Consider the following 15,016-nt stretch of genomic DNA (forward strand, 5'->3'; position numbering starts at 1 on the left):
ATTCAATAGAAAAGGATAAGATTGATTGTAAAGAGTTAAAGTAAAAATACATAGGAAGGCTTTCTCAGAATCGTTCATTTTCTGAAAAAGCCTGTTACTTTTTTTACATAACTTTTAACTTCTTAGCAATCAAATCAGCAGCCCGCTTAGGATTAAATCGATAGAATAAATCCATTATTTTTGAATCTTTTCCTGCTAAAACCCTAAATTGGTCATTTTCCATACCCTTAACAATTATTTCTGATGCTTCTTTTGGTGTTAATAATTTGTTAACCTGGTCCTGGCTGGCTTCTTTCTTCCTAGCCATTTCTGCACCAGAATTTTTCGTAATATTGGTATTGACTCCACCAGGGAAAACAACTGTCACCTTTACATTTGTGTCTTTTAGCTCTGAATGTAAGCCCTCTGTCATAAGTTTTACAGCAGCCTTTGATGCACCATATATCGATTGTCCCGGTACCGGAAGAAAACCTCCCATACTGGAAATGTTCGTGATATGAGCTTCTGGTCTTTTTAATAGATATGGAAGAAAGGCTTTGGCCATATAAAGAGTTCCATAAAAATTAACATCCATAACTAATCTTATTTTTTCATAATCAAGGTCCTGAATATTTACAAAAGGTTGAATAATACCGGCATTATTAATAATGCCATCTACTGCACCATGCTGAGAAATCACTTGCTCGGGAAGTGCCTCTACAGCTGATTGTTCCGTTAAATTCACGATATGTGTGGAAAGTTTCTCTCTTTTATCTCCTGATAAATTGGCGGTTTCCCCCAAAGCTTCTTTATTAACATCAACTGCAGCTACACTTGCTCCTTTTGAAAGAAGGGTAAGAACTAGTTCACGTCCAATTCCATTACCGCCACCTGTAACGACTATTACTTTGTTTAAAACTTTCATTATTACTGCCTCCTACATTTTGTTATAAATTTTCTTTTATATGATTTGCTGCAATATAACCAAATACAGTTGTTGGTCCTAATGTAGTGCCGGGTCCAGGGTAAACACGTCCCATAACAGATACAGAACAATTGCCAGTTGCATATAGTCCTTCGATTGGTTGATTATCCCGGAGTGCCTGACCGTACGCGTTCGCTACAATACCACCTTTAGTTCCTAAATCACCAGGGTAGATTTTACATGCATAAAACGGTGCCTTCTCAAAATGGATTCGGGCAGATCTTCAACAATAGGGCCATTTTGTGGAATAAATAATTATTGGTTTTACATTTAGCAAGGTGAACCGTACCACAAGTGATGGTAAACCAAAGAAAAGAAATTACTATTGAAATAAAGAGGTTAAAGTCTTTGAAATAAAGTAGGCAATTGAATCACTGTAGGTTATTCTAACCATTAATTCTTACTAAAATAATAAATTCAAGAATATTGAGCTATAAGTACAAGTAGTATTTATTAGCTCTTTTTGATTAATACAATAAATAATTATAAAAGGTATAATTATACTATTTATAATTATACCTTTTGGGGAAGTCGAAAGATTAAAATGAAAATGATTCATAATTAATTGAAATTCGGAGATGAGCTAAAAGTGGAAAAAACGTATATTGTTACTGAAAATCCAGAGGAAGAGCAATGGAAATTACTGTTGAGGTATGGATATCCTTCTAATATAAAAAAATATTTTGATAAAATGCAACACATTCACAATGAAGAATTGATTGAATTTATTGCAGGTTCGATTATGCAGTCTCATGCTTACTTTGAATCAGCAAAGCATTCATCATTATATATAACGCCTTTATTGATTTATTATGGTGTCACTAATCTATTAGCTGGATCTGCAAGTCTAAAATTAGGTGCAAAAATTGATATAAAAGGCCATGGTATGACTATGATTCCTCCTACAGACTTAAAGGAAGGAATAGGTAAATCATTTATTACAATAAAGGATACTGAATATGGTGGTTTTTCAAAATTTAATAAAATTTATTCAAGTAATTTTTTTTCCTAACGGAATGAAGTGGGAATTAAAAGAACTATTCAGTATTATTCCAGATTTAAGAAATGACTTTGAAAATTGCTATTCAACAAACTCAAATGTAATCCCTATTGAAATTGTTAAACTAAGAAATAGAACAGTTGAAAGAATAAACTACGATGAGTGTCCACATCTTGAACAAAATCCTAATCTATTAGAAAAAATTAATGAATTTAGAGAGAATTATCTAAGACCAGAATTTCAAAAAGACAGAGTATTTCTTAATAGAAAAATCAAACATAGGGATATAGGAGTATACTCTCTATATGGGAGGAAATTCCTAAAATTATCTTTTGAAAAACAAGGTAAGAAAGTTAATTTATCTCTATTAATAGCAATGTACACCGGATTATTTGGTTTGGGTTTTTTATCACGATACAACCCGAGTATATGGAATCCCTTTATTCAAAAAGATATAACTGGAGAGAAACTATTGGTTGAGAAGTTTTTATCCGTTTCAATTCGACATATACCTAATTTAGTTTTAAATTTTATTGAGAATAATAATATACACTTTATCAATGAAACAGATGGAATTACTGATTTGAGATTTACTACTTTGAGTGAGGATATTGACAAGATCGTTAAAGAACAATTGGAATATTTGCTTTACGGAAAGGGGATGAAATATCAATGAGTATCTTAAAGGTCGCTTATGAATTATGTAAAACCGTTATAAAATCCCCTCTAAGAGAAGAAGTGTCTGTGATGATGAATGAAATAAAAAAATTCCAAGAAGTTCAAATTGGTGAAAAACTAGATAAATACGAAATGGGTAAAACAATAAGAAACCAAAGTGCAGAAAAAGCAAATATACAGTTCTATGGATATTTAATTGCTGATAGTAAAAGAAAAGAGATTGAAAAAGAATTTAATCGGCTAGTACCAGAACTATCACAGGAACATTTTGATTTATTAACCAAATTACAAAGAGAATTTATATTTATAGACGAAAAAATAATCAATTTATTGCCTAGTAATTTAATTCACAGGAGTACATTAAATCCATATAGTATGTATGGAAATATTGTAACTAAAGATGGAAGTTTTAAGTCATCATTATTTACTGAAGAACAATTGGATAGGTTAAAATCTTCTTTTAGAAGACATAAAGGGTTTCAAGAAATAGGTAAAATTCCAGTTGATTTATACTCTGAACTAAATAAAATTAGTGATGAGAAAATTGAAAATGCTAATCACGTATTTACAGATAGATTATATAAAGCAGGGGTTATGACTCACCCTAATGATATGTTAGAAGCTATTAGAGGTGCAAAGAGAGGAAATGCTGTAATACCTGTAAAATATATATTCTCTTTAATGTGTATTAGAGAATCAATACACACTCTAAATCAACTTATCTATCAAGCATTTCTACAAGATAAATTGCCAGTATTTAATGAAGATAACTTAATTAGTATTAAGAGTTCTTCTCATCTTGGGGGAAAAGGATATTCATTAAAGTCACAGTATGAATATAGTCTAAAACCAAGAGACTTAGTACATGTTATTGACCCTTATGATACCAATCCTTTTCCGATTCTCTGTCAAATTGAAAGTGCGACTATCAGCTTTAACAATGAGTTTGGAAGTCATGAAGATTTAAAACTTAGAGTTATTGATGAGGACTTGAACCCATTTCAAGGCATTCTTGAATCCTTAAATTATAAATACAAATAGTGGAGTATTATGTAAATAAGCACTGGAATATAACTTCCAGCGCTTATTTTTGCCTCTTAAATATCTAAGGTGAACCGTATCATAAATAACGGCAAGTTATTTGGGGAGAACCGTGCAGGAGCCTGTGCAATAGCCAAGATCGCCACTAAGGAAATGCTTGATCGAGGCGGGCAAAGGAGAGGAATGCTATCATTCAATTATTAGATGGGCTGTTCCTTCATTCAACTTTTCCCGGCGCTTGCCGTCTAATCGGTATAGTCGACTTAGGGAGAGAAACCTGTGAAACCATTTCGTATCATCGCCATTCTGGTAATGGCCATTCTTTTGTCATCGTGCGCTTCTCGTGCAAAGCCTCAAGCGCTGCCCGCGCACATGAATTCGCCCAAGCCGGCGACCTCCGTTGCAACCGCTGCCGCCGCAACGGAATCAGCGGAGCCGTCTCCAACGGTGGAGGCCTATTCGTTTCCTCAATCGGTACAGCTGCCATTTCAACCGGTCGAGCTGACCGAGCTCGCCAAGACAAAAGTCAGCGACACGTGGCAGCTTACGAATTCGATCGCTTTCGGACAGATCGCGGGCGAGCCGGTGAAGCTGGCTATCTACAAGGGGACGAATCCGGATGCGGATTGCGGGATGGACTACGATCGGGTGGGGCTCCTGGAGTACGATCAAGGTGGCGAGTCTTTACTAGACAGTGAAGAACTTGTTTTTGTTCTTTCCGCCAGCTTAGTAATCGACTCAATGTCTTGATCGGCTAATTGATCTAGAAAATGTTTGCGAATTGCTTTTGAGACTATGGGAGTGGCCTCATCCAGGCCTGACTTTCCAGCGGAAGTAATGATGACTTGAACACCACGATCTGTATCTGATTGTTTCCTCCGAACAAGTCCCCGTTTTTCCATCCGCGTTAGATGATGTGACAATCGGCTCTTATCCCAGCCCATCGAGTCGGCTAATTCCTGTTGGCGAAGCTTACCGTCCCCAAATTGGACTAACCGATCTAATACTCCAAAATCACCCTCTGATAGTCCTGTGTGTTCGGACATGTCTTTTACAACACGACCGAAGATTCTCTTAAAGGAACCTTTCCACATATTCCATATTCGGATTTCCTCTTCGGTTAATTCGATCTTATCCATATTCGCATTTCCTCTTCGGTTAATTCAATCTTATCCATAAGAACATAATAACACGGTTGACGTGTCAACCACAAGATGCTACAGTATACCTAGGTTGATACGTCAACCAGGGCAGGTCGCCTTCCCAATATACTTAAGGAGTGTGTAATGAAATGGATTATGTAAAACTTGGAAGCACTGGTTTGGATGTCTCGAAGCTAAGCCTTGGAGGTATGAGTTTCGGAGAACCTGAGCGCGGTAATGCTCCATGGTCGCTGAATGAAGAGCAAAGCAGACCGATTATTAAAAAGGCGCTTGAATTGGGTATCAATTTTTTCAGCACCGCCAATATGTATTCCGACGGAACAAGTGAAGAAATTGTCGGACGTGCATTAAAGGACTTCGCTCGTCGTGACGAAGTCGTTATTGCCACAAAGGTATTCGTTCCGATGCGCAAAGGTCCGAATGCTATGGGACTTTCCCGTAAAGCCATCATGACCGAAATTGATAACAGTCTAAGACGACTTGAAACCGACTACGTCGATTTGTACCAGATCCATCGTTGGGATAATCGTACGCCGATTGAAGAGACGATGGAGGCCCTTCACGATTTAGTCAAGGCGGGCAAGGTAAGATATATCGGAGCATCCTCCATGTTGGCATGGCAGTTCTCGAAAGCTCAGCACGTCGCGGAGCGCAATGGCTGGACGCGGTTCGTTTCCATGGAAAATCGACTTAACTTACTCTATCGGGAAGAAGAAAGGGAAATGCTCCCCCTCTGCAAAGATCAGGGAGTTGGCGTCACTCCGTATTTGCCTTTGGCTGCAGGACGGTTAACCCGAGATTGGAATGAACAGACCTTGCGATCCGAGAATGACCAGGTAGCAAAGGCGTTGTTTTCAAGAACGGAGGAAGCTGATCGCAAAGTTGCGGAAAGAGTTGCGGAAGTTGCCGCTAATCGTGGCCTTCCACGCGCACAAATTGCACTTGCGTGGTTGTTGCAAAAAGAAGAGGTCACAGCACCGATTATCGGATCGACAAAGATCAGCCATCTCGAAGATGCGGTTTCGGCGTTGTCGGTTATATTGACGCCTGAAGAAATCACGAGCTTAGAAGAACTTTATGTACCGCATCCACTGGTATAAAAGCATAACAAACATAAAAAATGTGATCTCAAAAGAAAGGGCCATCCCGCAAGGGGGCCCTAAAACTTGCCGTTACAGACAGCGCGGTGAACCGTACCATAAATAGAGGCAAAAAAATTTGAAGATAAGGTGGCATTTTGTCTTTTGAATCAGGATTTGAAGAGGAATTTTCCTCTGAATGATCGGATTCAAGAAACAGTATGTGGATAAGTGTAAATGTCTTAGAAATATCAACTTCTGAAAAGTCAAAATCGAGTTCTATATTATCCACAGTTCGAGAACGACCAGTGGCAAGCGGACTTAAAAAATATCCCATACCTGGTGAATAGCCACCAGCAGCCTGTAGAATAGCAGCAATACAAGCAAAAATAGAGCCTAAAATAAGCTTCATCGTTTTATTATGTCTATTAAATATTAATTGAGATAAACGAATCTCATCAGAAATAGGTTTTAAAAAATACACCTTTCCACCTCATTCTAAATGCTTTATACGTTACCATACATTATATTTACCATTTATTAGAGGTGAACTAATATTAATAATCAAAACTTCAATATCCTGTGTAATGAAAAATAAGCTTCATCAAATAAATCCTTTTTAGATGGCGAGCTGTTTCCGGGGCATAAATACGAGGCTGGCCTATTACTTTTAAGACATATTTGCCAGATGTTCTTCAAGACGATCCATGGTCTGTTCAGCACCTGGAACGGCATATGTTTTCACCTTATCAAATACAGCGGCATTTTCTTCAAAAACTGTGCTATAAGTGAGTTTGGTCTTCCCATCCAGATTCTCAAAGATTGCTGTCGCCAGAAAATGGGGGAACACAGCATGTTTGATGACGATTCGCTCGGGTTTAACAACCTCGACAAAGACATTGGTGTTGGGATGATCAACGCCATCAGGACTGTGCATGATAAACTGCCATGTACCGCCCGGTTTCATATCAAACTTCTGAAAAGTCGTCGTAAAACCTCGAGGTCCCCACCACTTCGACAGGTGCTCCTCTTTCGTCCAAGCATCAAACACAAGATCGCGTGGAGCATCAAATACGCGGGTGATTACAATCTCGCGTTCACCTACTTGCGTTCCGATTTTGTTTGTTGCGTTGTTTTGGTTCATGTCCATCCCTCCAAAATGAATTTGACGTTGACTTGTTGAAACCTATAACACTAAGTACCTTCCCTTGTGTTCCTTCCCATATTTAAATAAGGGGTAAGTTTTACAGTCATCATTGATCAGCTTCTTTTTTAAAATCATAGCAAAAAAATATACTTTGGTTTCTTTTAGATTGCTCTCTTGAATAACCCAATCATTACATCGAAAAAGCCGATTTCATTCAATAAAACTACCCCATTGCTTTATAACGTTTTTTTCTAAATTTGTAATTTAAATCAATCTTTCATTCCATTAAAAAGGACGATTTCCTAGCGTCCCCCTTTTATTGAAGATCGTTTCAGAAAAAATAGAACCGTATTTTTATTGCAGATACAAGCAATCTTTAACCACGTAGTTGCGAGCGCGATGTAGGAGAAAGCATCTTTATCTCAGGTGTTCCTTTTAAGGAATTCTCCAATACTTCTTTGATCTCTCCCTGCCATCGCTCGGATTTTGCCAGAGTGGTTACATGTTTTTCATATGCTTCTTCATCAGTGAAACTAGAGAAATAGATAAACAGGTTTTCACCCTCTCGAACGGGAAGCTGCGGGAAATTATTTTTACTCGTTTCATTCATAAAATAAGCCAAGATTGTAGAACCTGAATCCGTCAACTCAGGTTTGAGTGAGTCTTCGAAAAATTTGAGAAAATCGTCTCCTACTGGAGCATCGAAATAATAAATTGTGGCCACAACCAATCTCTTGGGAACATTTATTGTGCCATGTGGGGGACGTTCATTTATGAGTGAGAAACCCGAATTGGAATGTGTTGGTCGTAGGAGCAGCGCATTCGAAGAGTCGACCATGGTTGAGTTTGCCAATTCACGATGTTCCTTCCACACAGGACCGAAATAAAAAGCTGACAGCGCTTCTGCTCGTGTTGGCATATCAGGAAATCCCCTAAGCCAAACAAAACGGTTTGGATCTTCAAGATCTCTAAACTGGCCAATAATCTTCATACCTGTATCTTCTTGGCTTTCCAAAAATTCTCTATCGAATAATTCAATCAAAACGTCCCTTTGTCCAGGGTATAGCGTATATTGCCTTAGTTCTACTACGGGGCTGTAAGTATCTAAAGTAGATTGTGTTTTCGGCGAAAATTCCGGATTTGATCTTTCCATTTTTATCCTCCCAAGAATTGAAATTTACTCTTATTTTTATTAAGAAGTGAAAAATCGTTCCATAGCAATTATAGTTAGGAGATTCAGCTTCCGCCATGTTTCCCCTACCATTACCCATGATTCATATTAGTTCCTCCTTATTCTAAAAGGTATTATCCTATAATCTCATCCTTCAGAACAAACGTTCTATTATGTAATTATATATTATACCTTTAAAACCATAATTTCAATAGAAATATGCATGAGAATTGTAATCTGGGGACAGGTACAGAACCGAGTGGGAGCCTCCGTTATTTATGTTCTTTTTGCTGAGCTCAAAGATATACCAAGAGGCTTATTATTTTCTCAAATCGGATATTACTTCATAACAAGAATGCTGCCCTCTTGTTTAATACCATTATTTTCTAATTATCAAGTTCTAACTCAATCATTAATTTTTTGAGAAAAAGGGCTTATACTTATTGCCGGTAAGAGTTGAAGATAGTATGTACTTTATATTCTTTTTTTGTTTGGCTCTGTTAAACTTCAATGTTGTTACATTTTAGGGAACTGAGGTTTCCCGATTGGTTAAAAAAACACTTATTAATACTTAACAATGGTTGTGATACCGTATTCTGTTAAATAATTTTTATGACTTAACTCTTCTACCCATTTTTAGGATTTAACTGATAAGTTCCATACAAGCAACCTTGGAGACTGTTGTTTTGGTTCAGTCTTGTTCGTGGCTTATTCCTCTATGCTTAGATTTTCCGCTACGCTTACGTTGCTTAATAAAAGCCAGTAATCCAGCGATAAAAACTGATAGACTAATCCAAATGAAAAAGGTATAAAGATTAAAATACAGATAATTCAAATGTATGTCTTTCCACCAATTTAACCAATTACTTATAGGATAGAAAAGTTTAACACTAATCATTGAAATAAAATCTAATTGTAGAACACTTGATAAATAGCCTAAGAATAAAGCAGTTGATACAAATAGCAATATCACCAATCCATTCTTCTTTAACAAGATGAAAAATATTCTCTTTGAAAGAACGAAACAAAAAGAAAGAAACAGAATGGATGATATAAAAATATATGGAATATGTGGGTTGCCATTACCAGAACTTCTATGAGGGGAAACGGTCAACAAATCATAAATAATATAAAAATTAAAAACATTAATCAACAAAGCAATGAGGAACATTATCCTGTTATTACCATTCGGTTTTTGATTTTTAAATAATTTTACCGTGATATAAATGCCAAAGGTGAGAAATCCATATAAAATAAAGAATATTAAATTCATTTAATTCCACCCCCTTAACATCTCCTTAGCTTATTTATCTTTTCTGCCCGTTAAAAGAACGATCGCTCTTATGGAACAATCGCTCCTTTTTGGAATAAACATTATTTCATATCACTAGGCCTAGTGGCATCATTATCATTAAAAATAGTCCAAGAAATAATCGTTGTACTGTCCCTTACACCTTTATCTTTAATATCTTTCAGCAAATACTCTATACCCATTTCGTTACTGTATTCATCGAATAGCTTGTATATTTCTTCAGGGTTATAGTAGTTCGCATTTGGGCATTCTACCAAACCATCAGTTGTTAAGAAAATTTGGTTGGCCCCTTTCCTCAACTCTTTTGTACCTGCACTATAACAAGGGATTGTTTTGTTGAAAGTGCTTTGTCGACCAATCCATTCAAAAAAGCTCCGGTGATTCTGTTGATATTCACCAAGGGAGGCTAATTCTGAGTGGAATAGGTGTAAGATACAGTCGCCGATTGAAAACCACCAAAGAAAGTTGTTTTTTCTAAAGATAATAAGACATGCAGTTTCCCCTTGTACTTTACTACAGTCTTTTCTGAACTCTTCACTTTTGAAGAGGTTTAGAAGGAAGTGATGGAGATTATCGAATATATCACTATCCTTCTGGCTTAGGATTTGGATAATAAAATCCTTGTTATTTTTTAAGGTCGAAACAACAAGTTCCGCACTCTGGGCAGTATTATGAGCATCTAGAAGGACAACAAACTCCCAATCCAATTGGGGATCCATCCATACTAAGCAGCCATCTTCATTTTTGTATTGGCCAGCAGAAGAATTTCCGCCAAATTGCCCTACAACAATACTGTTAAGTAATAACTTAATATGGATTTCATCGATATATGTTTTTTGACTCCCTATCCATGTATACTCTTCATTCATATTATTTGATTTTCCAAATGATATCTTAAGCGATTACATAGTTGGACCACCTCTTCCTCTTCTCCCATTGGTGCTTTGTCCCAGTCATAAACGTCCATCGGTCCCCAATATTCCTCAGGTGTATTCGGATAACGAGCAACTAGGTGCAAATGAAGATGGGGAACTGAGTTACCCGATACGAGAGCATACACGTGTTCCGCACCTTCTGACTCTTTTAGTGCTTTACTGACCCTGGACATAATCATTCCAAAAGCTTTTGCTTCTTCTATACTCATTTCAGCTAATGTTGGAATATGCCTTTTTAAATCAATCATGATATGGCCTAAATAATTTGGTTTTCCTTTTCGATCTATGTGACCAACATAAACATAATCGTCTTTGTAAATCGTACTACCAGAAGTTTTTATAGTGCCCTGATGCTTTTCACATATAAAGCAAGTTTCCAAGAGAATCCCCCCTATTTAGTTAAATCAACCAGTTGCAACCTTTCCTAAATTTAATTTCCCCTCTTGCTTAGTACCAATTATTTCAAATTATTAATTCTAAAACAATCATTAATTTCATAATAAGAAGCTTACCCTATTTTGGAGAAGCCCCTATAAGACAAAGCCTCTTCTATGAATAGGTTTACATTGTAACTTCAAAAACCATTATATATTTTGACCATTTAGAATGTAGATTTCTTTGTTGGATTTTATTAAATCCAACATCTTGAAGTTCCCTATGAAATTGATCATCTTCGAAAAGGTTGGTTTTCCACCATAGTTTTCCAGTTATGTTGGTAATAAAGTTTCTTCTTGTTATAAAGATTAACATTTTCCCTCCATTCTTAAGTAATTTTTTTAAGTTTATTAAAGCATTACTAATCTGTTCTTTAGGAATATACTCTAATAAGGCTGATGAAATAATAAGATCATAATCGTTCCAATTTTCTGGAAGTGAATCAATTTTTAAAACATCAGCCTGCTGTAATTTTACATTTTTTATTTCTTTCTCTTCAGTAATATGCATTTGAAAAATATCTAACATACCCTGGGTTAGGTCAAAAGCATGGAATTCTATACCTTCATAACCTTTTTTAAGAGCAACTTTATTGAGTGTCCTTGTTATAACACCAGTACCACAACCCGCATCTAAAACTTTTAAAGATGACTGTAAATAATCAGAATCGCCAAAGAAAGTATCTAGTTCTCTTCCCCAACCAAGACGTTTAACATACAAAGATTCATAGGATAATGCCCTCTTTGTATAAAATTCTTGAACTTTGCCGCTGCTAGATCTCTTATGATTTTCATTACTTTTCATATATACACCTTCATTCTGTTAGGATTTTATCCTCTTCTTAGTACCAATTATTTCTAAATACTTTATCTAACTCAATAAATTTATTTCATAAAAAAGAAGCTTACCTATCTCAGATAAGCCTCCGTTTGTGGGTTAAAGAAAACTTCCTAATTTATCTTTGTTCCCTTTTCGTTTAATATAATAATTTCAACTTCCTCGTTTTTCTTAAGTATCGACTTATTTCTAGCCGATTTAATGATCCCACTATAATGATCCTCTATATCTTTGGTGTTTACAGGTTTACCTGGCAATACCTTAATATAGAGTAGCTGTTTAGGAAAATTCTTAATATTAAGTTCAATACTTATCGGTTTTGTAATCGTATCATTCGAAGTTTCATTAATGAAAGAAACTAGTTTAAGATTTCTTTCTGACATATCCTCCATCATTTCTTCTGAAACAAGCTTACCACCAACATTAGAAATTTCCTCAGCATTGCTATCTTGATTATAAAGCATATATCCGAATATGCAGACGATTACGATAGATGTACTTAAAAGTAAACCCTTCTTCAATTGGAATACCCCCTTAATAAGAAGGTATATCCCTTGTATAACAGGTATGTCTTAATACATTACGAGCCTTTAATTTTCAAACACACTCCTTTTTAAAAGAGAGCCATTAATTTAATAGATGGATTATATTTTATGCTTCACGTTATACCCTTGTTTCTTCCTACCTCCACATAATTTAAACGATCTTGGTTGAAACACACCAAAATCTTTGGATGAAGGACGCTTTTCTATCCATAGTACAAAAACACGTTGACTTTCACTAATATAATCCTAATAATAACAAAAACGTCAAACCTTTATATATCAGGATTGGCGTTTGTTTTATCGTTATAGATGTTATTATACATTACTTTCACCTAAACTTATCTTGGACGGTTCTAAATCGATCCCATTCATCCATTGTTTTTTGTATAAGTTTCTTAATATCGATTACCCTTGCTTCCCCGCATTCTTTCTTATTTAATAGATCACACAGGGCAATCAGGTCCAATAACTTCGCTTTTTGTAACCACTGGGCAGGTAAATGACCTCCATGTTTCTGGTAACTTGAGATGAATGGATCGAATATCTTGGTATTGCTCACATTTTCATATCTCAGCATGTTCCCAACATCCATCAAAGGTGAGCCGCTGAAAGCGTATTCCCAATCCAATATTCCAGTAATGTCAACTTTACCAACTTTTCCTTCTACCATGAGATTCAATGGGTTGAAATCTCCATGAATTAAAGAGTTTTGATCACCTAGATGCTCTATTAGATTTGTATGTTCCTGCGAAAAGTTCAAAACACTTTTACAAAGGTTATCTCCTAGATGTTTTCCAGCATGTCCTTTTATAAGACTATCTTCAATAAACATCAAGAACATGTCTCTATTGAGTTTGATAGATTCTTTGATGTGTAACCTATTATCAAAGAAACCTGAATCAGGGAATTCAATTTTATGAATTCGGGCTAATGAACGGCCAACTTCGCGTGCCGCACTTTCTATTTCCAACTTATTGTCCCTATAGATTAATTCAGATAACTGCTCTCCTTCAACCCAACTTAAAAGTAAAAATGGATAATCCAAGATCGATTTAGAAGAATCAACATACAACACCTGGGGAACTGGCACTTTGCCTTTGAGGAGATTCAATATATGTCTTTCAATCTCCATGCTATCATCATTGCTATTATAGATACGGAGAACAAATTGTTGATTTGAACTGGTTGTTATTTTTATGTTTGAATTATTCAAACCCCCACTTAGTAGTTCGGAACTGTAGACAAGCTCCTCTTCTAAAAAAGGCCTCAAAAGATTTCTTACTGTATCAAGATTTGGTGCTACCAATTCCTTTGAACGTTCCCATCCAGCTTTCATCATGTCCCCTCCTTTGATGTTTTTCAGTAATAAACACTAGTTATGGATTTAACTAAATATATTATTATTAAAATGAGACATATAAGAGGAATAAAATAAGCAACATGTTTTACTCTAATCTTTGTAATCCATGCTGCTCTAATATCATTGATATATTAAAATGTACTTCCTACCTGGTATTAATTCCAACTCTTTTGCAGTTTTCGGATATAAATGATTTGTCCAATGTGATAAGCGTTGTGTGTGGAGAGATTCCCAAGAACTGCCCACCACTTTACAGTCTCAGGAAAACCGTCAATATCACTTTCGATTTTTTCTTCAGTGAGTAGATCTTGCCACTGCAAGAGTACTTTTAATAGCTGCTCTTTTAAGTCAGTAAATTTTTCGTTTTTTGGAATCATAAAGCTTTCTTTATTATCACTAAGTGGCGGAACGGCATCAACGTGAGATTTTTGATACCTCTTTTGCCACGTTTTATTCCAATAGAGGAGATGCTGTACAATTTCAGCGATACTATTACTTTCCTCATTGGGTTTCCAAAACGCTTCTTCCTCTGACAAGTTTGCAACTGATTCTGAAAACGGTATGTACCAGCTAGGGTCGTTCGCATTTGCTAACAATTGATCGGCCAAAACATCTTTAGCGTGAGACATATTTACCACACCACTCCCTCTGATTTTATAATAAGTCCTTTGGTACTCCCAGATCTACTTCGTTTATATTTTTTAACCGCTAGCCTCCCTTTGCAAAAAACGGGTGCATTCAAAAGTTATGAATTACGCCCGTTTGCTTATAATCTAGAATTGCAGATATGAACTTTATAGGGTTAAATTAATACTATTCCCAATGAGAATTTCGGCTAAAGTTCATGGTTTTAAACTTTCTTCCATTCCATGACAAACTCGTCCTCGCCAGTCAGTTCATCTAATCGTTCTTCCTTTTTTACAAAACCGTTTCTCAAGTAAAAAGTAACTGCTTCATCATTTTTCTTGTAAACTTTTAAATGTATATTTTTCCTTCGTTCTTTTATAAAGTTTAGTAATTCTTTTCTATATCCTTTACCTTGATGCTGAACATCAATAAACATTGCAGCTAAGTAATCATCTACCATAGACATAAAGCCCACAACTTTTTCTTCATTGCATATAACAACGTTTTCGGACATTGGAAGATATTTTTCTTTCATCTCATTTCGTTGAGAATGCCAGTAATCTTTATCAATGAAATCATGTGCTATAAGCGAACCTTTGTACCATATATCTACCAATTTATCGATTTCCATATTTTCACTAACTCTAATGTTCATATTATTCAGCATCCTTAACTAAATTTCCATTTTCGACTTTATCCAAAGTCACTAAGTAAATAAACAC

19 protein-coding genes are annotated in these 15,016 nt (G+C 35.8%); 5 read left to right on the forward strand and 14 right to left on the reverse strand.

Features of this window, described 5'->3' with window-relative positions; translation table 11 throughout:
• Positions 1-103: 103 nt before the first annotated feature.
• Both L1611_RS07395 and L1611_RS07400 read right to left on the reverse strand, forming a co-directional pair.
• Entirely contained in the window at positions 104-904 is an 801-nt protein-coding gene (locus tag L1611_RS07395; protein WP_236312450.1) for an SDR family NAD(P)-dependent oxidoreductase, read from the reverse strand.
• 22 nt (positions 905-926) lie between these two features.
• Positions 927-1,175 carry an FAD-binding protein gene (locus L1611_RS07400; RefSeq protein WP_322972534.1) on the reverse strand — a complete coding sequence of 83 codons (249 nt, stop codon included), beginning with the start codon at positions 1,173-1,175 and terminating at the stop codon, positions 927-929.
• Between the two features lie 378 nt (positions 1,176-1,553).
• Between L1611_RS07400 and L1611_RS07405 the strand changes: the two genes are divergently transcribed.
• From L1611_RS07405 to L1611_RS07420, 4 genes are all read left to right on the forward strand, one after another.
• Entirely contained in the window at positions 1,554-1,976 is a 423-nt protein-coding gene (locus tag L1611_RS07405; RefSeq protein WP_236312451.1) for a YaaC family protein, read from the forward strand.
• On the forward strand, positions 1,924-2,640 hold the full coding sequence (locus L1611_RS07410; RefSeq protein WP_236312452.1) for a YaaC family protein: 717 nt from the start codon (positions 1,924-1,926) through the stop codon (positions 2,638-2,640). Before L1611_RS07405 ends, L1611_RS07410 begins: the two co-directional genes overlap by 53 nt.
• Positions 2,637-3,683 (forward strand): hypothetical protein, encoded by a 1,047-nt coding sequence (locus L1611_RS07415; protein WP_236312453.1) that lies wholly within the window; start codon positions 2,637-2,639, stop codon positions 3,681-3,683. The genes L1611_RS07410 and L1611_RS07415 overlap by 4 nt, the downstream gene beginning before the upstream one ends.
• Before the next feature lie 279 nt (positions 3,684-3,962).
• Complete coding sequence (locus L1611_RS07420; protein WP_236312454.1) at positions 3,963-4,433, forward strand: hypothetical protein; 471 nt, start codon at positions 3,963-3,965, stop codon at positions 4,431-4,433.
• Here L1611_RS07420 and L1611_RS07425 read toward each other — a convergent pair.
• Positions 4,352-4,822, reverse strand: coding sequence for a MarR family winged helix-turn-helix transcriptional regulator (locus tag L1611_RS07425; protein ID WP_236312455.1), 471 nt, complete (start codon positions 4,820-4,822; stop codon positions 4,352-4,354). The two genes, L1611_RS07420 and L1611_RS07425, sit on opposite strands and share 82 nt — an antisense overlap.
• A 152-nt stretch (positions 4,823-4,974) precedes the next feature.
• Here L1611_RS07425 and L1611_RS07430 point away from each other — a divergent pair, with 152 nt between their 5' ends.
• Positions 4,975-5,946, forward strand: coding sequence for an aldo/keto reductase (locus L1611_RS07430; protein WP_236312456.1), 972 nt, complete (start codon positions 4,975-4,977; stop codon positions 5,944-5,946).
• Positions 5,947-5,974: 28 nt separating this feature from the next.
• On the opposite strand, the gene L1611_RS07435 is transcribed toward L1611_RS07430, so the two are convergent.
• The 11 genes from L1611_RS07435 to L1611_RS07485 all read right to left on the reverse strand — a co-directional run bounded on the left by L1611_RS07435 (position 5,975) and on the right by L1611_RS07485 (position 14,949).
• Positions 5,975-6,409, reverse strand: coding sequence for a hypothetical protein (locus tag L1611_RS07435; RefSeq protein WP_236312457.1), 435 nt, complete (start codon positions 6,407-6,409; stop codon positions 5,975-5,977).
• A 186-nt stretch (positions 6,410-6,595) separates the two neighbouring features.
• Positions 6,596-7,069, reverse strand: coding sequence for an SRPBCC family protein (locus L1611_RS07440; RefSeq protein WP_236312458.1), 474 nt, complete (start codon positions 7,067-7,069; stop codon positions 6,596-6,598).
• Positions 7,070-7,448: 379 nt separating this feature from the next.
• Positions 7,449-8,225: an NIPSNAP family protein gene (locus L1611_RS07445; protein WP_236312459.1), complete on the reverse strand. Its 777-nt coding sequence runs from the start codon at positions 8,223-8,225 to the stop codon at positions 7,449-7,451.
• A gap of 709 nt (positions 8,226-8,934) precedes the next feature.
• Positions 8,935-9,516 carry a hypothetical protein gene (locus L1611_RS07450; protein ID WP_236312460.1) on the reverse strand — a complete coding sequence of 194 codons (582 nt, stop codon included), beginning with the start codon at positions 9,514-9,516 and terminating at the stop codon, positions 8,935-8,937.
• A 101-nt stretch (positions 9,517-9,617) separates the two neighbouring features.
• On the reverse strand, positions 9,618-10,424 hold the full coding sequence (locus tag L1611_RS07455) for a PP2C family serine/threonine-protein phosphatase (RefSeq protein WP_236312461.1): 807 nt from the start codon (positions 10,422-10,424) through the stop codon (positions 9,618-9,620).
• Positions 10,421-10,870: an HIT family protein gene (locus L1611_RS07460; RefSeq protein ID WP_236312462.1), complete on the reverse strand. Its 450-nt coding sequence runs from the start codon at positions 10,868-10,870 to the stop codon at positions 10,421-10,423. Before L1611_RS07460 ends, L1611_RS07455 begins: the two co-directional genes overlap by 4 nt.
• Before the next feature lie 181 nt (positions 10,871-11,051).
• Positions 11,052-11,729, reverse strand: coding sequence for a class I SAM-dependent methyltransferase (locus L1611_RS07465; RefSeq protein WP_236312463.1), 678 nt, complete (start codon positions 11,727-11,729; stop codon positions 11,052-11,054).
• A 146-nt stretch (positions 11,730-11,875) separates the two neighbouring features.
• Positions 11,876-12,283, reverse strand: coding sequence for a hypothetical protein (locus L1611_RS07470; protein WP_236312464.1), 408 nt, complete (start codon positions 12,281-12,283; stop codon positions 11,876-11,878).
• A 352-nt stretch (positions 12,284-12,635) separates the two neighbouring features.
• Positions 12,636-13,643: a phosphotransferase family protein gene (locus L1611_RS07475; RefSeq protein WP_236312465.1), complete on the reverse strand. Its 1,008-nt coding sequence runs from the start codon at positions 13,641-13,643 to the stop codon at positions 12,636-12,638.
• A 179-nt stretch (positions 13,644-13,822) separates the two neighbouring features.
• Positions 13,823-14,296, reverse strand: coding sequence for a DinB family protein (locus L1611_RS07480; protein ID WP_236312466.1), 474 nt, complete (start codon positions 14,294-14,296; stop codon positions 13,823-13,825).
• 221 nt (positions 14,297-14,517) lie between these two features.
• The gene (locus L1611_RS07485; protein WP_236312467.1) at positions 14,518-14,949 is read right to left on the reverse strand and encodes a GNAT family N-acetyltransferase; all 432 of its coding nucleotides are present in this window, start codon (positions 14,947-14,949) and stop codon (positions 14,518-14,520) included.
• Between the last annotated feature and the right edge of the window lie 67 nt (positions 14,950-15,016).

It is taken from the genome of Pseudalkalibacillus salsuginis (assembly GCF_021646685.1).
In the GTDB taxonomy this organism is placed as follows: domain Bacteria; phylum Bacillota; class Bacilli; order Bacillales; family Fictibacillaceae; genus Pseudalkalibacillus; species Pseudalkalibacillus salsuginis.